The sequence below is a fragment of the Sphingomonas sp. KR3-1 genome, from assembly GCF_040049295.1.
GTDB lineage: Bacteria > Pseudomonadota > Alphaproteobacteria > Sphingomonadales > Sphingomonadaceae > Sphingomonas.
Genome location: NZ_JBDZDQ010000001.1, coordinates 925,675 through 947,091, shown reverse-complemented (window position 1 = coordinate 947,091; position 21,417 = coordinate 925,675). Strand labels below are relative to the sequence as shown.

Genomic DNA, 21,417 nt, shown 5'->3' with positions numbered 1-21,417 from the left:
CCTACTTCTTGAGGGCAGTCGCCATGTTCAGGTGCGCCGCGACGGTCGGCAGCAGCTTGGTGGCGAAGGCCTTGAGCGACGGCACGTCGCCGGTGGTGGAATAGACCTTCAGCGCGGCCAGCGTCTTCTGATGCGCATCGACCTGGGCGCCGGCATAAGCCTTGTCGAAGTCCGCGCCCTTGAGCAGCTTCAGCGAATCCAGCGATTGCTGCTGCTCCGCCGCCAGCGTGGCATCGGGCACCACCGCTGGCGTCGCCGCGGCCGCCGCGGTCTTCAGCTTGGCGGTGGATTCGGTGTGCGCCTTGATCATCTCGGCGGCGAACTTCTTGACCGCGGGCGACTCCGCCTGGGTTGCCGCCAGCTGCGAGCTGGCGATCTCGAAGGCGTCGCTCGATGCGGCGGCATTGGCGAACTGCTGGCTCGGCGAAGCGGCCGGCATCACCATGTTGTCGGCCATGACCGTGTTCTCGGTCGTCACGGTGTTGGTGGTGGTCGTGGTTTCGTCCTTGTGTCCACAAGCGGCGAGCGCGAGGGCAGAGGCCCCCACGACGATCCAGCGTGCTCGATACATATCAATCCTCTCTGATGACGGCGCGAAGGCCGAAGCGTGAACGAACCCGGACCGGTCGCCGTTCCGTGCGCGAACCTTTGGCGACGCCCCGACGTTGGGCATGCATCGACATGGCGGGCTGGTCCCGAAAGAGGAGGCGGAAATGAGCATATTCGGCGACATCATGGGCAAGATCTTCGGCCACAAGGCAGCTGCGCCCGCGCCGGTTGCTGCCGCACCCGCACAGCCTCCCGCTGCATCGGCGCCGGCCGCGCCGGCTCCCGCCCAGACGGCCGAGCCGGTCGATGTCGGTGCCGTGCTCGCCGAAGTGGCGAAGATGAAGGATGGCGGCGGCAACTATCAGAGCTCGATCGTCGACCTGCTCAAGCTGCTCGATCTGGATTCGAGCCTGGATGCGCGCAAGCAGCTCGGCCAGGAACTCGGCGTCCATGCCGGGGAGGATGGCAGCGCGGAGCAGAATATCGCCCTGCACAAGGCGGTGATGGACAAGCTCGCCGAGAATGGCGGCGTGGTCCCGGATTCGCTGCGGAACTGACCGGCCGGCGTGGCGCGGGGCCTACGAAGGGCGCCCGCGCCTGCCCGCTCAGGTGGACGACATCGCGCCGCGATACACCGGATCCTCAAGCGCGCGCCCGGCGCCGGTGGCCACGCACATCAGCGCGTTCTCCGCGACCACGACGGGCAGTCCGGTCGCCTTGGACAGCACGTCGTCTAGATGTGCGAGCAGGCTGCCGCCGCCGGTCATCACGATGCCCTGGTCATAGATGTCGGCGGCCAGCTCGGGTTCGGTCTTCTCCAATGCCGAGTGCACCGCCTCGACGATCTGGGCCGTGAGGTCCGCGAGCGCATTGGCGATCTCGCCCTGGTTCACCTCCACTTCGGAAGGCATGCCCTTCACCAGGTCGCGCCCCTTGACCTTCCGGATCAAGCCGATTCCGTCTTCCGGCACCTGGGCGGTGCCGATATCGACCTTGATCCGCTCCGCCGTCGCTTCGCCGACCATGAGGTTGTGCTTGCGGCGGATCGCGGATGCGATCGCTTCGTCCATGCGGTCCCCGCCGACGCGGATCGATGCGCTGTACGCCAGGCCCTTCAAGGACAGCACCGCGACCTCGGTCGTGCCGCCGCCGATGTCCACCACCATGGCGCCTAGCGGCTCGGTGATGGGCAGGCCGGCGCCGATCGCCGCCGCCATCGATTCCTCGATCAGATAAACCTTGCCCGCGCCCGCATTGCTGGCCGCCTGCTGGATGGCGCGCCGTTCCACCTGGGTCGCGCTGCTGGGGATGCTGATCGCGATCTCGGGGCGGCGCCCGAGCCGCATCGCGCGGCCGCGGACCTTGTCGATGAAATATTTGATCATCTGCTCCGCCACGTCGACGTCCGCGATCACGCCATCGCGCATCGGGCGGATCGTGCGGACATTGTCGGGCGTCTTGCCGAGCATCAGCTTCGCCTCGGCGCCGACTGCGCGGACGCGCGAGATTCCGCCCGTGGTTTCCATCGCCACCACCGAGGGTTCGCTGAGCACGATGCCGCGATCCCGCAGGTAGATCACTGTGTTTACTGTACCGAGGTCGATCGCGAGATCGAAGGAGCCGTTGGAGAAAAGACGGGGAAATCGCATCAAGTTCAATCTGTTGGCATCGCGTGCGCTTCGCAGGTTTGCGGAGGGCTCTATCGATCGCGCGGGCCGGTGCGGTGGGCCGCTACCCGGGGCGGGTCAAGCCATTAGCGGCTGAATGACCCGCTGCGGCGCCGATGCGAGCGCTTTCCTGCCGGTGTGCGTGACGATTTGCGAGGTGCCGGGGTGGCGCAACCGCCGTCGGTGCCCCACATAGCGTGTATCGCACCGCCTGCCGCGAGCCTGGGTGCGACTGAGAGTTCATGCTCCCGCTCTGTTGTGGAGCCTCCCCATGCCGATCGTCCCTGCACCGCCGCAGCGCGCCAAGGCGCGGCCGCGCTCGTCGGCGCGCTCCACGCATCTCTGAAACCGACAGGAAGGAACACCGCATGGCCAAGGGTCAACGCCGAACCAGCAAGGAAATCCGCAAGCCGAAAAAGGCAGCACCACCCAAGCTGGCCCCGATCAGCTCGGCGCTGAAGGGCACGCCGCTGGTGCAGCCGCTCAAGAAAGCCTGACGTCGCTCGCCATTGCTCCTCCTTTCGAAAGCCCGACCCATGCAACCGACTGCCATCTTCTGCCGCACGGAAGAGGTGCGCCAGCGCGCCCTGGCCGACACGGCCACGCTCGAGAACGTCAGAGATATCGCGATTGTCGCGGCCGTTGCCTGGGCCAAGGAAGGTATTGCTGCCGAGCAGCGCGAGGCCCGCAAGTTGCGTGGCCAGGGAATGACTCAGTTGGCAGAATGAAGGGCGAGCTGTCGCGCAGCGAAGATCATGCCCTCGGCGATTTGCGCGGCAATTGCCGTATCCGGACTCGCGACGGTTTGTGATCGAAAAGGTCGCTCTGCGGTCCCTGGCTGACTTGCACTATTGTCTCCGGCATGGGATCGGGACTTGTCAGCCCCGTGCTGCTATGCGTGCTTGTTAGCGGGAAGATCCTTCGCCCATTCTGTCGGCTTTGTCCGTAAGGGGAGACTGGTGATGCGGACCATAGCCAGGAAGCCGAAGACGTTTCAGCCCGTCGCTGCCCGCGGTTCTCCGCGCATCCAGCGCAGCGAAGCGCGCACCGCCACCCCCGCCTTTTCCGGGCTCAGCCGGGTTCCCGCCCGCCACGCCGCCGCGCCGGCTGCGCACGCGGTGTCGCGGTCGCCGGGCCAGCCGCTCGATCCGGCTCCGCGCGCACTGCTCGAGCAGCGCTTCCAACAGGATTTCGGCGCAGTGCGGGTGCACGCTGATGGACACGCCGCAAGTGCCGCGCAGGCGATCGGCGCGCGCGCCTACACCACGGGCCAGGACATCGTCTTCGGCCGCGGCGAATATCGGCCCGGCACGGCGGAGGGCACGCGGCTGCTCGCGCATGAGCTCGCCCATGTCGTCCAGCAGCGCCGGGGCGTGTCGGTCGAGGGCGGCATGGGCCGGGTCGGCGACGCCTATGAGCGCCAGGCGGATTCGGTTGCCGACGCGGTCGTCGCGGGTCGACCTGCCGGGGGTCTGCTCTCCGGCCATCCGATTGCGGCGAGCGCCGGCGGCGGTAGCGCCGTCCAGCGGCAAGCGGCGCCGGGTGCAAGCGGGGTCGCCCCGGTCGAGGAGCCCGAGAAGCTGGTCTCCGAAGGCGACCTGATGCGGGAGGCCGTCATCGAATCCGCCGGCGGGCGCCAGAAGTCCGAGGCGACGATCATGTCCCAGGAGGAGATCGACAAGATCCGCTCGGGCTACACGCAGACCTACACGGTCAAGGTCGACGGCAAGGAAGAGACCCGGACCCGAGAGGTCGCGCCGATGAAGAACTACACGACCTGCGTCGAGTTCGCCGGACAGACCTTCGGCGACGCGATCTCGAAGCGATCGAAGAAGCTGGGGCGCAACGCCAAGGAAACCCGGGCCGCCAGCCGCCTCCTGTCCGACGCCAAGCGCAAGCTTGATGCCGAGTACCAGCTTCAGGCCGAGATCGACGTGTACACCGAAACGATGCGGCTCAACCGGGCGTCGCTGGAGGATCCCAAGAAGCCGGATCGCCGCGGCCGGAAGGTCGACGGCCCGCTCACGCGCTTGGCAAAGGCGGTAAAGGCGGGAGAGGAGCTGCAGGAAAAGAAAAAAGTCCTCGATCTCGAGGAAGCGCAGCTCGCCGACGAGCTGAAGCTGCTCGTCGAAGCGGGCAAGGCGGCCTCGGAAAGCGGCAACAAGGACGGCGCCAAGGCGCTTTCCGGCGAGATCCAGAAGAAGAAGCAGGAGCTGCTGGTCAAGCATCAGATGGTGCTGCAGACCAAGGGCCAGATGGTCGGCCAGGCCCAGACGATCAAGCAGCTCAACACCCAGATCCGGGGGGTCGACCATGAGCGCGACAAGCTCAAGGCGATGATCGACGGGCGCAAGGCCAAGCTCGACGAGATGCACAAGCACGACCAGGAAATCCACTATGCCAAGGCGCCGCTGACCGAGCACCCGAAGCGCGGCGAATATGTCCTGCTCGGCGCCGGCGCAGCCCAGGGCTATGGCGTCAGCGCGGCGACCACGGTCACGCTCGGCAAGGGCGCGTTCAAGCACATCGCCGTGTTCGACAGTTTCGAGAAGGCGCCGAGCCCCCCAGACAAGCCGAACGAGAAATGGGAGCTGTGGCACACGATCGACGGCGGCGGTCTCAAATCCAAGAACAATGCGATCAAGGTCTGCCTCGACGATCTGCGGGTGGCGCCCGGCGATTCGAAGACGCCGTGGTTCGCCTCCGCGACCACGTTGATCGGCTGGATCGACATGGACAATCTGGTCGCCGGCAGCGCTCCGTCCAAGCCCGCCGGCGCGGCGCCGCCGACCGCGCCCTCGCCGCCGTCCGGGGCGTCGCCGCCACCGTCAGCGCCGCCGCCGTCGCCTTGAGGCGCGTGGCGCTCACTGATAGCGCAGCGTCTTCTCGAAGCCCTCGTTCGCCTTGGTCATCTTCGCCAGCTTCCTGAGCACGCCGCGCACATGCCGCTCGAACCGCGTATCGTCATTAATGCCGGTCGCGGCATAGTCTTCCTGGGCGATCAGCTCCTTGAGGCGCTTGGCGAACAGCGCCTGGTCGCCGGTGCAGTCCGCATCCTTCAATGCCCGGCAGACCCATTCCTCGGCCGCGGCCTGGTCATACTCGTCTCGCGCCTCATAGCCGCGCCGGTCCGCCGCCGCCTGGTCAAGCTTCGCCGCCTCGAGCCGGCGCTCCAGCCATTTGCGGACCTGCGCGCCGTCCCATGCCTTTGCCGGATCGCTCATACCATTCTCCCAAGCTTGGCACGCCCCTGCCCGAAGTGCGGGCGAAAGGACAGCGGCCGCAACGCCGTGCCGTCTCAGCGGCGGCCGGCGGCGCGCCTCTTGGCGGGCGCGGGCACCTCGTCGCGCAGGCGGGGGCCGCGCGCGAGCATGATCCGCGCGACTTCGCCCTGCATGAAATAGAGGATGTCGCGCGCGCCCTGGCTTGCCTTGTCGGCATCGCGCGCGACCAGCGCGGCGCGCACCTCGCGCCAATGGGCATAGGGGCCGGAATCATGCGCGGCGAGCGCGAGCGCGGCGAACGAGAAGTGGAAGCGCGTCTTGCGGCGCACTGCCTCGATCATCTTCTGCGCATCGGGGCTGGCGCAGGCGGCCATCGCGCTGAAGATGTTCTCGCTCTGCGCGATGATCTGCTCGGCGGGCTCGCCCCTGGCGGCCTCCTCGAGCAGGCGGTCGATATCGGCCAGCATGCGCCGGATCGCCGCGTCCGATCCGCGCAGGCAGGCGAAGCGCGCGGCAAGGCCGTAGAGCGCCGCGCGCACCTCATAGAGGTCAAACACTTCCTCCACCGTGGTGGCGGAGACGCGCGCGCCGCGATTTTCCTCGATCTCGACCAGCCCGTCATCGGCCAGGATGCGCAGCGCACGGCGCGCGATCGAGCGGCCGATGCCGAACTCGGCGCACAGCCGCGATTCGCGCAGCCATTCGCCGGGCGCGAGCTCGCTCTTCTGGATCTGCTGGCGCAGCGCGAAGGCGAGTTCCTCGGCGTTGGCGGGGGGCGTCATGCCCATGCCTGCCTGCGTCTCACGGTCCGTCGAGTCTCGCTTGTCGGTCAAAGGCTTGTCTCTCGCGGATGGTTGCACGGCAGGTGCTTACCAATCCAGCGCGATAGATTCCATCGCGTAGGCAAGATCATCCATAGTCCATTTGTAAGACCATTATGGTATGATTGTCGTACAATATATTTGACATTGATGTACGAGTCGGCGGATGCTTTGCCCCGGCGCCGCAAAAATGCGCGCCATGGGAGGATGCATGCGAGATTTTCTTGCCACTACGGCCACCCTTGCGCTCGTCGTCTCGACGCCGGCGCTGGCCCAGTCTTCAACCAGCGATACGCCCGCCGCGCAGGCGACGAGCGCCCGCGCTCAGGGCCGCGACGACGACATCATCGTCACCGCGCGCCGCCGCGAGGAGAATATCCGCGACGTGCCGGGCACGATCTCGGCAGTGACGGCGGACCAGCTCCAGGCCAAGGGCCCGGTCACCAGCGGCGGCGACCTGATCAACGCCGTGCCCGGCGTCCGCTTCAACGACGTGGCGAGCGAGAACCTCGCCGAAGTCTCGATCCGCGGATCGGGCACGCAGCGCGCCACCGGCGCCGATTCCGGCGTCGGCCTGTTCGTCAACGGCGCCTATGTCGGCAGCTCGACGCTGGGCGGCCGCAACTTCAAGACCGTCGACTATTTCGATCTCGAACGCGTCGAGGTGCTCGAGGGGCCGCAGGGCGCGCTCTACGGGCGCAACTCCGAATTCGGCGTGATCAACCTGATCCTCGCCAAGCCCAAGTTCCAGAACAGCGGCTATGTCCGCAACCAGTTCACCTTCGGGCTCAACCAGGACCGGATGTCCGCGGTGGTCAATCAGGCGCTGAGCGACGACATCGCCGTGCGTGTCGGCGCCGAAGTCTACAGCCAGACCAAGGGCTTCTACTACAACCCGTTGCGCGGCAGCTATTATGACAGCACCAATGGCTGGAACGCGCGCGGCCAGATCCGCTATCGCTCCGGCCCGCTCGACATGACGCTGCTGGTCGACGGGCAGGACCTGAAGCTGCCCAGCTTCCTCAACACCTATGTCATCCCCGGCGGCGGCGTGAACCCGCAGATCCCGCTCGGCTATGTCCAGTCGCGCTTCACCGCGTCGCACGAGGGCAAGGACAGCATGCAGCAAAAATCGCTGCGCGTGATGCTGACCAGCTCGCTCGATCTCGGTGGCGGCGTCAGCCTCGAATCGACGACGATGGCGACGCGCTGGCGCTCGACCCAGCAATTCGTCAGCGGGCTCGATCTCGCCACCGTCTCGCAGATGCGCGCGCTCGGCGAGATCGGCACCTATCCCTATGACCAGACCAAGACCGATGTGCGCGACCATACGCTCTATCAGGACCTGCACCTGACCGGGAAATCGGGCGATCTCACCTGGATCGTCGGCGGGGAGGGGCTCTACCAGCGCGACACCTATGATCGCACCGTGGTCTCCTCGCCCTGCACGGTCACGCTGGCGGCGAGCTTCTGCACGGGCACGCCCAGCGCGCCGGTCTGCATCAAGCCGCTGCCGACCTCCGCGAACTGCCCCACGCCGTTCCCGCTCGCCTATGGCAATTTCAGCGACACCCGCCAGCGCATCTATTCGTTCGCGGCCTATGCCTCGCTGCAATATCAGATCGGCGACCTGACCCTGGTCGGCGAGGGCCGCTTCTCGCACGACTACAAGACCGCCACGCAGAAGGTGACGCTGCTCTACACCGGCGCCAATGTCCGCCTGCCGAGCACCTTCTCGTTCAAATCGGACCAGCCGGCCTGGACCTTCACCGCGAGCTACAAGATCCCCGGATCGGGCGGCACGTTGCTCTATGCCAAGGCGGGGTCGGGTTATCGCGCCGGCGGCGTCAACAACGGCAGCTTCAACGCCGCGGCGCCCAATCCCTTCCAGTTCACCTATGGCAACGAGAACACGATCGGCTACGAAGCCGGCGTGAAGTCGAGCATCGGGCGCAGCCTGTTCGTCCGCGTCTCGGGCTATCTGTCGCGCACGCATGACGCGATCACCAGCATCAACGATGGCTGCGCGGTCACCAATGCCTGCCTTTCGGCGCTGCAGATCTTCAACGTCAATGGCGGCACGATCCACGCCAAGGGCGTCGAGGCCGCGCTCGACGGCCGCTTCAAGGCAGCCGGCGGCACGCTGTCGATCGCGCTCAACGCGGCAACGCAGCGCGCGACCTTTGTCGCGGTGCCCGCCGGCATCTCGGGCCTGCCGGTGCTCAACTCGCCGGTCGCGCAGATCCCGGACTGGACGATGTCGGCGACGCTCGATTACCGCCACGCGCTCGGGCGCGACCTCAACGGCTTCGTCAATGTCAGCTATTCGGGCCAGCGCGGCGGCGGGCAGGACACGGTGACGCTCGCCACGCCGTACATCCCGATGGACGACGTCGATCTGTTCGGATCGCAGGTCGGGCTCACCTACAAGAACATGCAGCTCGCGGTGTTCGTTCGCAACCTGACCGACCAGGCGGTGCAGGTGCTCAAGTTCACCCAGGCGGGCTATCCGCTCTCGGTGCGCTGGAACAAGCCGCGCACCTTCGGCGTGACCGCGTCCTACCGCTGGTAAGATGGGGGAGCGGCTCCGGGTTCCGGCCCGGAGCCGCTGTGTCTCAGGGAAAGGCGGTAAAGTCCCACACCGGCGCATAGGCCGGCGTGCCGTCCGCGTTGCGCGGCATCTTGTCGTCGTCTGCCATCGAGAGGTGGATGTTCGTCCCGCCCACCGCGGGTAGCGACGTCGTCAGCCGGTGCGAGCCGCCAAAGGGCACAGCGGCACCGTCGGTCGTGGTCAGCGCGCCGAACGCCGCCAGCCCGATCGCCCTCCAGCTGGCATCGGCGATCGCGATCGGCACGGTCATGTCCGCGGTGTGCGAGAAGCCATATTGGCTCGCCGCCGGCGTCACGTTCGCGCGCGACAGCCAGGGCGCGGTCTGCCCGGTCGCGGTCACGTCGGCGACGCCGGAGAGCATCACCGCGCGGTAGAGCGCGTGGCGCTTGGCGAGATAGGCGACATGCCCGGCACCTTGCGAATGGCCGATCGCGCTGACCAGCGGCCAGTTGACCGCACCGCCCGCAAGGAAGCTGCCCCAGCCCTCTGCCGGATAGGTGGCGGCGAGATAGGCGAGCAGCTTCTGCAGCCGCGGCTCCAGCGCGTCCTGTGGCGCGACGGCGATGCGGTCGCTCAAGTCGACGCCGGTCAAGATCTCCTCGCGCACCTTCGCGGTGCATTCGTCGTCAAGCACGCCGGTGCACAGCACCGCCACGGCGTTCCAGTTCGGATAGGCGATGGTGATCGCGTGATAGCCGCGCCGGGCGCCGGCCTCGCCGATCTCCTGCTCCTTGACCTCGGTGCTGTTGGTGCCGGTGATGAACAGCGCGAGCCTGCCCTTGCGCGCCGCCGGGCTGGTAGGGACCAGCACCAGGTTGCGGTTGGGCACCCCGGTCTGCGCATTGTTCGCCTGCACCGCGCTGGCATCGACCGTCGTGACGGCGATGTCGTGCCGGGTGATGTCGGCGGTGCCGGTCGGCGAGGGCGAAGGGGAGGGCGTTGGCGACGGGCTGGCCGAGGGGCTCGGGCTCGGCGTCGGCAGGTTGACCGGCCCGCCGCCGCCGGTCGAGCAGCCCGCGACCGCGAGCATCGCGGCCCCGCAAAGAAATCGTCTCACGCGCATTATGTGCACCTCTGTTGTTGGGGACCCGGTTGGCCCCGGCGGTGCCCGTGAGCGCCGCCGGGGCCGGTTCAGCCGCGATCAGGGAAAGGCCGCATAATCCCACACCGGCTCCTGGGCGGGCGTGCCCGCGCTGGTGCGCGGCATCTTGTCGTCATCGGCCATCGACAAATGGATGTTCGCCCCGCCGACCGCGGCGAGCGAGGTCTTCAGCTTGTGCGAATTGCCATAGGGCGCCGCGGCCCCGTCGGTGGAGGTCAGCGCGCCCAGGCTCGCCAGCCCGATCGCGTTCCAGCTCGCCTCCGCCGTCGCGATCGTCACCGTGCTGTCGGCGGTGTGCGAGAAGCCGTACTGGTTGGCGACCGGGGTGACGTTGGTGTTCGACAGCCAGGGCGCCACCGCGCCCGCCGCGGTCTTGTCCGCCACGCCCGAGATCATCGTCGCGCGGTAGAGCGAATGCAGCTTGGCGAGATAGGCGACGTGCCCGGCGCCCTGCGAATGGCCGACCGCGCTGATCATCGACCAGTTGATGCTCGTCCCCGAGAGATAGGCGCCCCAGCCTTCGGCAGGGTAGGTGGCGTTGAGATAGGTCAGCAGCTTCTGCAGCCGCGTCTCCACCGAATCCTGCACCGCCACGGTCACCTTCGTGCTGACGTTGGCGCCGGTCAGCATCTCCTTGCGCACGTTCCCCGTGCAGGCCGTGTCGGTCGAGCCCGCACACAGCACCGCCACCGCGTCGTAATTGGGATAGGCGAGCGCGATCGCGTGATAGCCGCGCCGGGCGCCCGCATAGACGATCTCCTGCTCCTTGGTCTCGGTGCTGTTGGTGCCCATGAGGAACAGCGCCAGCTTGCCCTTGCGCGAAGAAGGGCTGGTCGGGACCAGGGTGAGGTTCTTGTTGGGTACCCCGGTCTGCGAATTGTTCTTCTGGGTGGCGGTGGAATCGACCGTGGTGGCGGCGATGTCGTGGCGGATCACGTCGCCGGCGATCGTCGCGGCCGCGGGCGCCGTGCCGCTCGATGCGAGCGGGGTGGTCAGCGTGGATAGAACCTGGCCGACGACCGGCACTTGGACCGATCCGCCGTCCGCCGGGCTGTCCGCTTCCCACGCCATTGCGCCGGCCCCGATCAGAGTCGCCGCCAGCGCGGCGCCGTACAGGTAATGCCTTGTTTTCATTATACCTCTCCTGCTTGTTTTACGCTCTGCACACTCTCCAGATGGGGCGCGGGCCATGGCCCGGCGCGAAGGGCGAAGCGGTGCCGGAGCCAGCCGCGCGAAAGCGGGCGCGGATGCCGGGATGGCGGGCGAATGGCTGCGTGCTGCGCAACGGCAATCCTCTCACGGACGGTGCGTGCGCCGCGCTGGGCTGCCGACCGTCTCGCGGGCGATCCTATGGACCGGGGGAATATCGGCAAGCTCTAGTTGCACTATAATGATAAAATTGTCGTGCAATTAACCCAGATCGGCGAACCTCAGCAACGCTCGCGCAGCGCGGTACGGTCCAGGGGCGGTTCAGCCCGCGATATAGCGGTCGATGAAATCCTGGTGCGCCGGCATCTGCGCGACGGTGTTCGCAATGTCCGACTTGAGCTTGCCGAGTGCGCCCTGAAGCTCGCCCTCGACGATCATCCGGCCCATATGGTGGTGGCTGCGCGGCTCGAGCCGCTGGCCGAGCATCACCTGCACCCAGCTGTCGACGCGGAACAGGTCGTCCGATGCCTGCCAGGCGATCGCGCCGTCGCGCCACGCCGCGATACGCTCGGCCAGGCTGTCGGGGATCGCCATCGTCCGGCACTGGTCCCAGAAGCCGCCGTCGCCCCGCTGGTTGAGGTGGTAGTGGAGGATGATGAAGTCGCGGATCTTCTCGATCTCGGCGGTGCTCATGGCATTGAACCGCGCCGTCACCCCGTCGCGCACCCCGCCGAACGGGAAGAGCTGCACCAGCCGGGTGATCGCGATCATGATCAGGTGGATGCTGGTCGATTCGAGCGGCTCGACAAAGCCGCTGGCGAGGCCGAGCGCGACGACGTTCTTGTCCCACACCTTGCGCCGCCGCCCGGCCTTGAAGCGGATCATCCGCGGCTCGATCAGCTTCTCGCCCTCGATCCGGCTGTCGAGCAGCGCGCGGGCGCGGTCGTCGTCGAGGAATGCCTGCGCATAGACCAGCCCGTTGCCCACCCGGTGCTGCAGCGGGATGCGCCATTGCCAGCCGGCCTCGTGCGCGGTGGCGCGCGTGTAGGGAACGGCGGGGCCGACCGAGGCGGTCTGCACTGCCAACGCGCTGTCGGTGGGCAGCCAATGCCCCCAATCCGCATAGCCGGCCTGCAGCGTCTGCTCGATCAGCAGCCCGCGAAAGCCGGTGCAGTCGAGGAACAGGTCGCCCTCCAGCCGCTCGCCCGAGGCGAGCATGAGCGCGGTGACGAAGCCGGTCTCGGGATGCTGCTCGACGCGCTCGATCCTGCCTTCGACCCGTACCACTCCCTGCGGCTCGGCAAAGCCGCGCAGGAAGCGGGCATAGCGGCCGGCGTCCAGGTGATAGGCATAGTTGATATGCCCCTGGTCGGGGATGGCGAAGCGCCCGGCCTTGGCGGCCTGGTATTCGAAGCAATAGTCGCCGAGCTCGCCGCCCCAGCCTTCCGCGCGCGCCTGCATCCAGAAATGGTGGAAGTCGCCCATCCAGGTCGATTTGCCGATCTGGCCGAAGCTGTGGATGTAGCGGTCGCCCTGCTTCGCCCAATCCTCGAACAATATGCCCAGCTTGAAGGTCGAGCTGGTCTCGCGCAGGAACGCGCGCTCGTCGATCCCGAGCAGCTGGTGGAAGGTGCGCGCGGTGGGGATCGTGCTCTCGCCGACGCCGACCGTGCCGATCTCGTCGCTCTCGACCAGCGTGACCTCGATCAGCGGCCCGATCAGCTTGACCAGCGCCGCCGCGGCGATCCAGCCCGCGGTGCCGCCGCCGGCGATCACGATGCGCCTTACCGGTGCCTGGTCCATGCCGCGTCTCCCCCTAGCGATTGAGCTTGTTGATCAGCTGCGCGCGCAGCCGCCGCGCCAATGTCTCGTCGATCGGCGCGAGCGGCCCTTGCGCATGCGCCGGCAGGTGCGCCGCGGCCTCGCCGGCGGGGCCGAAGACATAATAGTCGAACATTGCCTTCCACCCGGCCTTCTCCGCATCCGAACGGTCGCGGAGACTGAGCATCGCGTGGAGCAGAGTGGTCTGCGGCGTGTCGAGAAAGGCGGGCGCCTCGTTCCACCAGTAGTTCACCAGCACGTTGAAGCGCTCCAGCGCCTCGACATGATGCCACCAGAGCGCGGGATAGAAGAGCAGGTCCCCCGGCTCCAGCTCGGCGACCTGCGCGCTGGCGATCGCGTCGCGGAAACGCGGATGGCGGGTGAAATCGGGGTCGGCGAAGTCGACCATCGACAGCACCTGGCCGCCCGGCGTCGGCTCGAGCGGGCCGGGATAGAGATTGGCGATCTGCTCGGGCGGGAACAGCGTGAAGCGCCGCTTGCCCGCCGCGCAGATCGCCAGGTTGTGCGACATGTCGTGATGCGCATGCGCGGTGGTGCGGTTGCCGATCCAGATGCTCGCGAGCACGCCATGCGCGAACATCGGGTCGTCGAGCGGCAGGTCGTTCTCGGCGCGGAAGCCCAGCAGATAGCGGTCGAGATCGGTCGAGCCGATATAGAAGCTCTCCGGCGCCGGCGCATCGAGCCCGGCGCGGATCCGCTCTAGGAGCGCGGTCAGGCCCGTTCGGGCGCCCGCGAAATTGAAGCCGGTCAGCTCGGCATTGTAGTGGAAGCGCCCGCCGATCTCGGGCGCGCCGGTGAAGCCGACCACCGGCTGGCCGCTGTCGAAGCGCTCAAGATAGTCGATCGCGGCGCCGTCCGAAGCCCGTGCCGCGGCGACCAGCGGCCAGTGCGCCGCGACGCCGCGCAGGACCACCGGCGCCTGGCCGGCGAGCAGCGCGGCATAGGGGATCGCGTCCAGCGCCACGCCGCGCAGCTCGCGCACGGCCGGGGCATGGGCCGCGACGGCGTTCACGCCGCCGCCCGCGCATTCTTGCGCTCGATCAGCCGCGCCATGTTGCCGAGCGAGCTGGCGAGCAGGAAGGCGCTGCCGAGATAGCCGGCGCGGTGCAGCCCGTCGAGCTCGGCCGGGCCGAGCGCGGCGAGCCTCTCGGCGGACAGCACCTCGCGGTCGCGCACCACATAGCGGCGCTCGTCGTCGAGCATCAGCTCGAGCGCGACCGGCTGGATCAGCCCGAGCGCGTCGAACGCGGCATAGATCGCCGCGGTATCGGCCATGCCGACATGGATCGCGCCGAGCACGCGGCTCATATGCTCGAGATAGCGCGACTGGCCGCCCTGGGGCAGGAACAGCGCCTCGCCGTCCGCCGCGCCGACGCGGGGATCGTCGAGGTCGATCTGGATCACCGGCGTATCGCTGTCCGGCAGCAGCCCGATCAGGAACGGGCCGCGCTGGAACAGCAGCGGGATGTGATGGCTCGTCCAGCGGTCGCCGTCGAGGAACAGGTTCTCGTCGCGGTCGAGCCCGAGCAGGGCGACTGCCTGGAGCCCTTCGTCGGGATCGCGGAGGAACAGGATCGGGAAGTCGCGCTGCGCCTCGGCGAACTCGGTCGGGAACAGCAGCGCCTGGTTGACCGCGTCGCCATGCGCGGCGCCGTGGCGCGCCGCGACGCGCAGATCGGCATGGGCGACATTATCGAGGGCGACCAATCGGGACATGCAGCGGATCCAGCTCGAGGAAGGGCCAGCATGGCGCAAAGCGCGGGCCGCCTCAATCGCGGGAGAGAAAGGGGCCGCCGCACCAGGCGACGACCCCCATTCCCCCTTTATTGTCTCCCTCTCCTCACCTGTGGGGGAGAGGGCGGGGAGAGGGGCATGGAACAGCCCCTCTCCCGGTCTCGGCTCAGAACTTGAAGCGCGCGCCGAGCAGGAAGCGGCGATCGAGCTCCTGCGCGTACCAGAGTTCCTTCTCGTCGCGGGCATAGGTCCGCACCGCGGTTTCGGTGAGGTTGATGCCTTCGAGCGTGACCGCGATGTTATGGGTGATCTCGTAGCTGAACGAAGCATCGAGCTGGCCGAACGGCGCGGTGAACTCGGGGTTGCGCGAGCCCTGGCGGTTGATCCCCGAAAGGAACTTGTCGCGCCAGTTATAGGCCACGCGCGCCGAGATGCCGTGCTTCTCGTAGATCAGCGTGCCGCTGAACGTGTCCGAGAGGCCGAGCAGCGCGAACTGGTCCTGCGACGGATCGGCGCCGATGTTGAAGCCGACGTCGCCGCGCACCAGCGTATAGGCCGCCGCGATGCCCAGGCCGGTATTCCCGAGGAAATACTGGCCGGCCAGCTCGACGCCATAGATCTCGGCATCCTTGTTGTTGATCGGCTGCGAGACCTGGAACTGGTAGAGCGGATCGCTGGCGATGCCCTGCAGATCATAGGTGTTGTTGATCGTCTGGACATAGGCGTCGCTGAGCGAGTGCGTTGCCGGATTGTAGTTGGCGGCAAACTGCGCCGTCGCCGCCGCCACCGATCCGGTCGCCTGGATCAGTGCCGACATGACGAACAGGTTCACGTCGCTGCTGTCGGCGCCGAGGCCCGCCAGGGCGGCCTTGGCATTGCCGGAACGGCTGCCCGCCGCGCCCGAGCTCGGATCGCGCAATCCGAACAGCGACGAGGTGGTCTGGCCGGTGCCGATGAAATTATGCACCCGCTTGTCGAAGAACGCGACCGACACATAGCTGTCCGGCTTGAAATACCATTCGAGCGACGCGTCGAAATTGTCCGATTCGAGCGGCTTCAGCCGTGCGTTGCCGACCGACGCGCTGGCGATGCCGCCATTGTTGGTCGGGCGCGGCGGTCCGCCCACCGTGGTCGCGGTGAACAGGTTGCCGTAGTTCGCGCGTGCGATCGTCTTGCTGTACGATAGGCGACCGATCAGGTTCTTGGCGAACTCCACTTGGAAGTCGATCTGCGGCAGCAGGTTGCTGTAGCTGGTGCCGTCGTTGACGAACTGCGTCTGGTTCGAGATCGAGACGGTGAAGTCGTTGTCCGACACCCAGGCGATGCCGGCCGGGATCGCTTCGAGCGAGCTGGTCGACGACTTGGTGTGCTCGTAGCGGATGCCCGCGACGAGGCGTGCCGGCGCGCCGCCCAGTTCACCCTTCCAGGTCAGCTGGCCATAGGCAGCCCAGATCTCTTCCTTGACCCGGTTGTCCTGGCTGGACGTGACGCCGACGGCCTTGCCCTGGGCGGCATAATAGGGCGACAGGATCGAATAGAGATCCGAGGCGACGCCGCGGAAGGCAAGCTGCGATTCCGGATCGCCGCCCGGATTGAACTTGTCGAACTTGCACTCGAGGCAGAAGGCGGTGAGCGCCCCCGGCGCTCGCGCATTCACGTCGCCCGGCGCGGTGATGCCCCAGTCGCCCAGCGTCTGCTGCGTGGCGACGAAGGTCTGGTGCATGTCGGTGTTGCGATAGTTGCCGCCGAACTCGAAGCGGCTGCCTTCACCGAAATCCCAGCCGAAGTCGGCGCGCAGTTCCTTGACCTTCTGGCGCTGCGACGAGGTATCGGTGCGGCCGACCTGCGAGCCGACATCGTTGACGTCGAGCGGGCCGCTCGCGCCCAGGGTGATGTCCTGCTGCGGGATGCCGTTGGCATAGCTCACCGAGTGGGCCGCGACGACATTGGCGCCCATGCCGACCAGCGTCGACGAGTAGCCATTGGCGTTGTCCGGCGTGCTCGACGAGGTCGAGATGTGGCCGTCGAGCTTCAGCGAGAAGTTGCTCGCCATCTCCCATTCGAGGTTGAGGCCGTAATCCTCGAGCTTGCCCTTCTGCGCGCGCGACTGGGCTTCGAAGCCTTCGTCCTTCTGGCCGTTGATCGTCTCGTGCAGATAGGTCGCGGTGGCGACGGTCGGGTTGCCGTCGAAGGTCACCACGTCGAACGGGCGGCTGAACCAGTTGGAGAGATCCGAACGCGTCTCGCTCTGCTTGTTCTGCGCATAGAGCGCGTCGGCGGTGATCGTCAGCGCGTCGGTGGGGCGGAATTGCACCACTGCCTGGCCGTTGATGCGCTCGCGCGTGCCCTCGGCATAGTGATAGCGGCTGTCGTTCGGGATCGCGACGAGCTGGTTCGGGTTGCTCGGCGCATTGTTGACCACGGTGCAGGTCGGCGACGGCGTGGTGCCGGCGCAGATCTGCGGCGTCGGCGGATTGCCCACGATCACCGCGGGGGTGTTGCGCACGAACCCGCCGGTCAGGAAGGTGCTGTAGGGGATGATGTTCCAGTCGTTCGACGTGGCGCTGATCGACGTGAAGTTGCGCTTCTGGTAGCTGCCGAAGATCATCGCGCCGAAGCGCTTGTCCGGATCGGCCCAGCTCAGCACGCCCGAGACTTCGGGCGTGACCTTCGAGCCGCAGTCGAGGCAGTTGTTGACGCTGGTGTCATAGACCGCCTTGGCGCCGATGCTGCCGTTGAAGCCGGTCTTGCCGTCGTCGAGCGGCCTGCGCGAGACGACGTTGATCGTCGCGCCGATGCCGCCCGAGGGGACGGCCGCGCGGCCGGTCTTGTAGACTTCGAGCGTGCGCACGCCTTCGGTCGCGAGGTTGGAGAAGTCGAACGAACGGCTGGTGCCCTGCGCGCCGTCGGCATTCTCGTCGCCGCCGACCACCGCCACGCTCGAGGTGGCGAGCTGGCGGCCGTTGAGCGTCACCATGTTGTAGGTTGGGCCGAAGCCGCGGACGGTGACCTGCGAGCCTTCGCCGTTGGTGCGGTTGATCGACACGCCCGGGATGCGCTGCAGCGATTCCGCCAAGTTGGTGTCGGGGAACTTGCCGATGTCCTCCGCCGAGATCGCGTCGACGATGCCCGGGGCCTCGCGCTTGATCTGGATCGAGCGCTCAAGGCTGGCGCGGATGCCGGTGACGACGATCGAGTTGTCGTCCTGGGCTTCCTGGCCGCCGCTATCGGCTGACTGGGTTGTGACAGCGTTGTCGGCTTGCGCCCAGGCGAGGCTGGGAGTGGCAAGACCTACGGCAACGGCGAAGACGGATGCGGAACGCGCAAGTACAGGCGAGCGCCTCAAGCTTTTCATAACCCCTCCTCCAGCGCGCCCTTACTGGACGCGACTTTGTATTTATTTAGGGCGGGCCGGGTGCCCTCCCGATGTTATCGCTATCATCATCGAAACGAGTGTCAACACGGCCAACTCGACTGGAACCGTTTACAGTTACAGAATGATGCAAACTGTTGCATCACTGCGACAGGGTAGTGCGCTGGATGCGCTTCCAACCCCGCTGGATCGCTCGATTTTTTGCCCCGTTTCGGTGCGCCGTGCCGTTTTTGGCGGGTTTCAGGCCGGATCGGCGCGCAGCGAGTCGAGGAAATCGGCGGCCAATGCGGCGCGCGTATCGGCGGCGGCGTCTTCCAGCGCATCCTCCAGCGCGGATGCCTGGCTGCCCAGCGCCGCCTGGCCGAACAGCCCGGCCGAGCCGGCGAACTTGTGGAGCAGCCCGCGCAGCGCCTCGTTCGCCGCATCGTCGGTGCCGCCGCCCGTCACGAACGCGTCCGCGGCCTCGAGCAGCTCGGCCTTGCGCGCGGCGAACTTGGCCCAGAGCGCGGGCGAGAGCTGCATCGCCGGCGCGGGCGCGGCCGCCGGGGCAGGGGCGGGGGCCACCAGCGCCCAGCGCTCGATCGCCGCGGCCAGCTCGGCGAGCTGGATGGGCTTGGCGAGATGCGCCTGCATCCCGGCCTCGGCACAGGCGGCGATGTCGTCGGCATAGGCATTGGCGGTCAGCGCGACGATCGGCAGCCGCTCGGCTGGCGTGCCGGCGCCGCGGATCGCGCGGGTGGCACCGATCCCGTCGAGCACCGGCATCTGCATGTCCATCAGCACCAGGTCGAAGGGGCGGCCCTCGACCTGGCTGGCGGCAACGGCTTCCACCGCGGCGGCGCCGTCCGCGACGATCGTCACCCGGTGCCCCAGCCGGGCGAGCATTTCTTGCATCAACAGCTGGTTGACGTCGTGGTCCTCGGCGACCAGCACGCTGAGCGCGCGCTCGGTGCGCGCCGGGCCGGCGGTGGCAGCCTCGTCCGCGCCCATCTCCGCGGCGGGCACCAGCGGCAGGCAGAGCGTGAACGCGCTGCCTTCGCCCATTTCGCTGCGCAGGCCCAGCTCGCCGCCCATCAGCGCCGCCAGCCGGCTGCTGATCGCCAGCCCCAGCCCGGTCCCGCCATAGCGCCGCGCGGTCGATTGCTCGGCCTGGACGAACTGCTCGAAGATCGCGGCGTGGCGCTCGGGCGGGATGCCGATGCCGGTATCGGTGACGGCGACGTCGATGCGCGGCGCGCCGCCGTCGCCCTCCGCCTGGCGTGCGCTGAGCGTGATCCGTCCCTGGCCGGTGAACTTCACGGCGTTGCCGAGCAGGTTGAGCGCGATCTGGCGCAGCCGCAGCCCGTCGACCATCACGAAGCGCGGCAGCGCGGGGTCGATGTCGAACTCGAGCGTCAGCCCCTTCTGCGCCGCCGCCGGCTCGATCAGCTTGAGGCAGCCCTTCAGCGCGTGGCGCAGGTCGACGCGCTCGGGGCTGACCTGCATCTGCCCGGCCTCGATCTTGGAGAGGTCGAGGATGTCGTTGAGCAGGCGCATCATCGCCCGGCTCGAATCGACGATCAGCTGCGCCTGGCGATGCTGCTCGGGCGGCAGCTCGGCGGCGAGCAGCAGGTCGGCAAAGCCCAGCACGCCGTTCATCGGGGTGCGGATCTCGTGGCTCATGTTCGCCAGGAAGCTCGACTTGGCCTCCACCGCGGTCTCCGCCCGCTCGCGCGCCGCCTCGAGCTCGAGCTCGAGCTGCTTGCGCCGCGTCACGTCGCGCAGCGAGGCGATGATCTCGCGCGCGGCGCCGCTGGCGGGATCGCGCACCAGCCCGCAATGCGCCTCGATCCACAGCTCGCGGCTGGGATCGTCCGCGCGGTGGGTGCGATAGGTGATCACCCCGCGCTCGACCTCGCCCGAGGAAAGCAGGTGGTGGAACTCGAACATCTCTTCCTGGTGCTCGGGCGCCACCGCAACGCCGATGCGCATGCCGAGCAGCCGCTCGGGCTCGATCCCCATCACCGGCTCGGCCGAAGGGGAGGCATAGATGATCAGCCCCTCCAGATCGATGCGCAGCACCGCGTCGGTGGCGTTCATCGCGAGCAGCGCCAGCTCGGCCTCGACCACTTCGCGGCGCGAGATATCGTCGTGCAGCCGGCGATTGGCGTCGCGCAGCACGGTCATCCGCTCGCGCCGCTCGCGCGCGATCAGATAGGCGAGCAGCAGCACCAGCAGCCCGCTGGCGATCCCGGCGACCTGGATCGGCCCTTCATAGCCGCCCGCGCGCTTCAGCCGCGTCTGCAGCAGCGCCTGCTCTTCGCCGCCGATCTGCGCGATCAGCGCAATCATCCGCGCGGTTTCCTGGCGATTGGCCTGGCTGCCGAGCAGCGCCGTCGCCTCGGCCGCGCGGTTGGCGCCGCGCATCGCTAGCGTCTGCTCGGTCTCCACCAGCCGCTGGGCGATCAGCGCCTTGAGATAGTCGATCCGCCTGGCCTGGCGCGGATTGTCCTCGGTCATCTCGCGCAGCGCGGCGAGCTCGCCGGGCAGGTCGCGGCGGATTCCCTCCACGCTGCGGCGCGCCTCGGGGTCGCCGGTGAGCAGATAGCCGCGGCGATAGACTTCTGCACGCAGCGTCAGGATGCGGACATGCGACAGCCGGTCGGAAACCTGGAAGGTGTGGCGCACCCAATTGTCGGCGGTCTGCTTCTGCGAGAACAGCCACACGCCGGAGGCGGCGCTGCACGCGAGCAGCACCAGCGCGACGATGACGAGCCCCTGGGACCGGCGCGTCAGTAACTCTGCCATCGGCGGACCTCCTGCATCGCTGCTTCCCCTAGGCGAAAAGCATTAACGCTCTTTCCCGGGGATCCGGCACAACGTTGGAAACATTGGAAAGCGACAAATTTGGGCACGGGGCAGCAACCAATTCCCGGATACGCGTTATAAACTAGGTTATAGCGGCCTTTTTGCCGGCCGGTGGATGTGAGGAACAATGGCGCGGATCATCATTGCGGACGATGACGAGATCGTGGGCGAGATCGCCCGCGATGCGCTGATCGCCGCGGGGCATGGCGCGGGGCTGGTCAAGGACGGTGCAGAGGCGCTGCGCGTGATCAAGGCGCGTCGTCCGGACCTCGTCATACTCGATTGCAACATGCCGGAGCTTTCGGGCGTTCTCCTGGTTCAGGAGCTGCGCAAGATGCCGGACTTCGCCGATCTCCCCGTGATGATGCTCACCGGCCGCCGTAGCGAGCGCGACGAGGAACTGGCGCGGTTCGCCGGCGCCAACGACTATCTCAAAAAGCCCTTCGATCCGGACGAGCTCGTCTTCCGCGTCGAGGAAATGCTGGGAAAGGCCTGAAT

General features: G+C 67.5%; 17 protein-coding genes. 6 read left to right on the top strand and 11 right to left on the bottom strand.

The window, feature by feature from the left end:
* Position 1: 1 nt before the first annotated feature.
* The gene (locus tag ABLE38_RS04770; RefSeq protein ID WP_348973011.1) at positions 2–571 is read right to left on the bottom strand and encodes a DUF4142 domain-containing protein; all 570 of its coding nucleotides are present in this window, start codon (positions 569–571) and stop codon (positions 2–4) included.
* Between the two features lie 142 nt (positions 572–713).
* Between ABLE38_RS04770 and ABLE38_RS04765 the strand changes: the two genes are divergently transcribed.
* The gene (locus ABLE38_RS04765; protein ID WP_348973010.1) at positions 714–1,106 is read left to right on the top strand and encodes a DUF3597 family protein; all 393 of its coding nucleotides are present in this window, start codon (positions 714–716) and stop codon (positions 1,104–1,106) included.
* Positions 1,107–1,154: 48 nt separating this feature from the next.
* Here the strand turns inward: ABLE38_RS04765 and ABLE38_RS04760 are convergent, their stop codons facing one another.
* Positions 1,155–2,198, bottom strand: a complete 1,044-nt coding sequence (locus ABLE38_RS04760) for a rod shape-determining protein (RefSeq protein ID WP_348973009.1) — start codon at positions 2,196–2,198, stop codon at positions 1,155–1,157.
* 386 nt (positions 2,199–2,584) lie between these two features.
* Between ABLE38_RS04760 and ABLE38_RS04755 the strand changes: the two genes are divergently transcribed.
* The 3 genes from ABLE38_RS04755 (at position 2,585) to ABLE38_RS04745 (ending at position 5,068) form a co-directional block, all read left to right on the top strand.
* Entirely contained in the window at positions 2,585–2,713 is a 129-nt protein-coding gene (locus ABLE38_RS04755; RefSeq protein WP_348973008.1) for a hypothetical protein, read from the top strand.
* 39 nt (positions 2,714–2,752) lie between these two features.
* Complete coding sequence (locus tag ABLE38_RS04750; RefSeq protein WP_348973007.1) at positions 2,753–2,944, top strand: hypothetical protein; 192 nt, start codon at positions 2,753–2,755, stop codon at positions 2,942–2,944.
* A 234-nt stretch (positions 2,945–3,178) separates the two neighbouring features.
* The gene (locus ABLE38_RS04745) at positions 3,179–5,068 is read left to right on the top strand and encodes a DUF4157 domain-containing protein (RefSeq protein WP_348973006.1); all 1,890 of its coding nucleotides are present in this window, start codon (positions 3,179–3,181) and stop codon (positions 5,066–5,068) included.
* 12 nt (positions 5,069–5,080) lie between these two features.
* On the opposite strand, the gene ABLE38_RS04740 is transcribed toward ABLE38_RS04745, so the two are convergent.
* Positions 5,081–5,440: a hypothetical protein gene (locus tag ABLE38_RS04740; protein ID WP_348973005.1), complete on the bottom strand. Its 360-nt coding sequence runs from the start codon at positions 5,438–5,440 to the stop codon at positions 5,081–5,083.
* A 74-nt stretch (positions 5,441–5,514) separates the two neighbouring features.
* Positions 5,515–6,273, bottom strand: a complete 759-nt coding sequence (locus ABLE38_RS04735) for a GntR family transcriptional regulator (protein ID WP_348973004.1) — start codon at positions 6,271–6,273, stop codon at positions 5,515–5,517.
* A 199-nt stretch (positions 6,274–6,472) separates the two neighbouring features.
* Between ABLE38_RS04735 and ABLE38_RS04730 the strand changes: the two genes are divergently transcribed.
* The gene (locus tag ABLE38_RS04730; RefSeq protein ID WP_348973003.1) at positions 6,473–8,833 is read left to right on the top strand and encodes a TonB-dependent receptor; all 2,361 of its coding nucleotides are present in this window, start codon (positions 6,473–6,475) and stop codon (positions 8,831–8,833) included.
* Between the two features lie 43 nt (positions 8,834–8,876).
* Here the strand turns inward: ABLE38_RS04730 and ABLE38_RS04725 are convergent, their stop codons facing one another.
* The 7 genes from ABLE38_RS04725 to ABLE38_RS04695 all read right to left on the bottom strand — a co-directional run bounded on the left by ABLE38_RS04725 (position 8,877) and on the right by ABLE38_RS04695 (position 20,859).
* The gene (locus ABLE38_RS04725) at positions 8,877–9,902 is read right to left on the bottom strand and encodes a hypothetical protein (protein WP_348973002.1); all 1,026 of its coding nucleotides are present in this window, start codon (positions 9,900–9,902) and stop codon (positions 8,877–8,879) included.
* A 111-nt stretch (positions 9,903–10,013) separates the two neighbouring features.
* Positions 10,014–11,108 carry a hypothetical protein gene (locus ABLE38_RS04720; RefSeq protein WP_348973001.1) on the bottom strand — a complete coding sequence of 365 codons (1,095 nt, stop codon included), beginning with the start codon at positions 11,106–11,108 and terminating at the stop codon, positions 10,014–10,016.
* A 336-nt stretch (positions 11,109–11,444) separates the two neighbouring features.
* Positions 11,445–12,926 carry a tryptophan halogenase family protein gene (locus tag ABLE38_RS04715; protein WP_348973000.1) on the bottom strand — a complete coding sequence of 494 codons (1,482 nt, stop codon included), beginning with the start codon at positions 12,924–12,926 and terminating at the stop codon, positions 11,445–11,447.
* Between the two features lie 13 nt (positions 12,927–12,939).
* A complete protein-coding gene (locus ABLE38_RS04710) occupies positions 12,940–13,977 on the bottom strand; it encodes a cupin-like domain-containing protein (RefSeq protein WP_348972999.1) in 1,038 nt (345 codons plus the stop codon).
* Complete coding sequence (locus ABLE38_RS04705; RefSeq protein ID WP_348972998.1) at positions 13,974–14,681, bottom strand: SapC family protein; 708 nt, start codon at positions 14,679–14,681, stop codon at positions 13,974–13,976. The genes ABLE38_RS04710 and ABLE38_RS04705 overlap by 4 nt, the downstream gene beginning before the upstream one ends.
* A gap of 184 nt (positions 14,682–14,865) precedes the next feature.
* Positions 14,866–18,054: a TonB-dependent receptor gene (locus ABLE38_RS04700; RefSeq protein WP_348972997.1), complete on the bottom strand. Its 3,189-nt coding sequence runs from the start codon at positions 18,052–18,054 to the stop codon at positions 14,866–14,868.
* Between the two features lie 258 nt (positions 18,055–18,312).
* Positions 18,313–20,859, bottom strand: a complete 2,547-nt coding sequence (locus ABLE38_RS04695; RefSeq protein WP_348972996.1) for an ATP-binding protein — start codon at positions 20,857–20,859, stop codon at positions 18,313–18,315.
* Positions 20,860–21,046: 187 nt separating this feature from the next.
* Between ABLE38_RS04695 and ABLE38_RS04690 the strand changes: the two genes are divergently transcribed.
* Positions 21,047–21,415, top strand: a complete 369-nt coding sequence (locus ABLE38_RS04690; protein ID WP_348972995.1) for a response regulator transcription factor — start codon at positions 21,047–21,049, stop codon at positions 21,413–21,415.
* Positions 21,416–21,417: the final 2 nt, after the last annotated feature.

What these genes read in the sequence shown, in the direction of transcription:
- ABLE38_RS04770 (WP_348973011.1), bottom strand. Translation starts at nt 571, where the DNA reads ATGTATCGAGCACGCTGGATCGTCGTGGGGGCCTCTGCCCTCGCGCTC.
- ABLE38_RS04765 (WP_348973010.1), top strand. Translation starts at nt 714, where the DNA reads ATGAGCATATTCGGCGACATCATGGGCAAGATCTTCGGCCACAAGGCA.
- ABLE38_RS04760 (WP_348973009.1), bottom strand. Translation starts at nt 2,198, where the DNA reads ATGCGATTTCCCCGTCTTTTCTCCAACGGCTCCTTCGATCTCGCGATC.
- ABLE38_RS04755 (WP_348973008.1), top strand. Translation starts at nt 2,585, where the DNA reads ATGGCCAAGGGTCAACGCCGAACCAGCAAGGAAATCCGCAAGCCGAAA.
- ABLE38_RS04750 (WP_348973007.1), top strand. Translation starts at nt 2,753, where the DNA reads ATGCAACCGACTGCCATCTTCTGCCGCACGGAAGAGGTGCGCCAGCGC.
- ABLE38_RS04745 (WP_348973006.1), top strand. Translation starts at nt 3,179, where the DNA reads ATGCGGACCATAGCCAGGAAGCCGAAGACGTTTCAGCCCGTCGCTGCC.
- ABLE38_RS04740 (WP_348973005.1), bottom strand. Translation starts at nt 5,440, where the DNA reads ATGAGCGATCCGGCAAAGGCATGGGACGGCGCGCAGGTCCGCAAATGG.
- ABLE38_RS04730 (WP_348973003.1), top strand. Translation starts at nt 6,473, where the DNA reads ATGCGAGATTTTCTTGCCACTACGGCCACCCTTGCGCTCGTCGTCTCG.
- ABLE38_RS04725 (WP_348973002.1), bottom strand. Translation starts at nt 9,902, where the DNA reads ATGCTCGCGGTCGCGGGCTGCTCGACCGGCGGCGGCGGGCCGGTCAAC.
- ABLE38_RS04720 (WP_348973001.1), bottom strand. Translation starts at nt 11,108, where the DNA reads ATGAAAACAAGGCATTACCTGTACGGCGCCGCGCTGGCGGCGACTCTG.
- ABLE38_RS04715 (WP_348973000.1), bottom strand. Translation starts at nt 12,926, where the DNA reads ATGGACCAGGCACCGGTAAGGCGCATCGTGATCGCCGGCGGCGGCACC.
- ABLE38_RS04705 (WP_348972998.1), bottom strand. Translation starts at nt 14,681, where the DNA reads ATGTCCCGATTGGTCGCCCTCGATAATGTCGCCCATGCCGATCTGCGC.
- ABLE38_RS04700 (WP_348972997.1), bottom strand. Translation starts at nt 18,054, where the DNA reads ATGAAAAGCTTGAGGCGCTCGCCTGTACTTGCGCGTTCCGCATCCGTC.
- ABLE38_RS04695 (WP_348972996.1), bottom strand. Translation starts at nt 20,859, where the DNA reads ATGGCAGAGTTACTGACGCGCCGGTCCCAGGGGCTCGTCATCGTCGCG.
- ABLE38_RS04690 (WP_348972995.1), top strand. Translation starts at nt 21,047, where the DNA reads ATGGCGCGGATCATCATTGCGGACGATGACGAGATCGTGGGCGAGATC.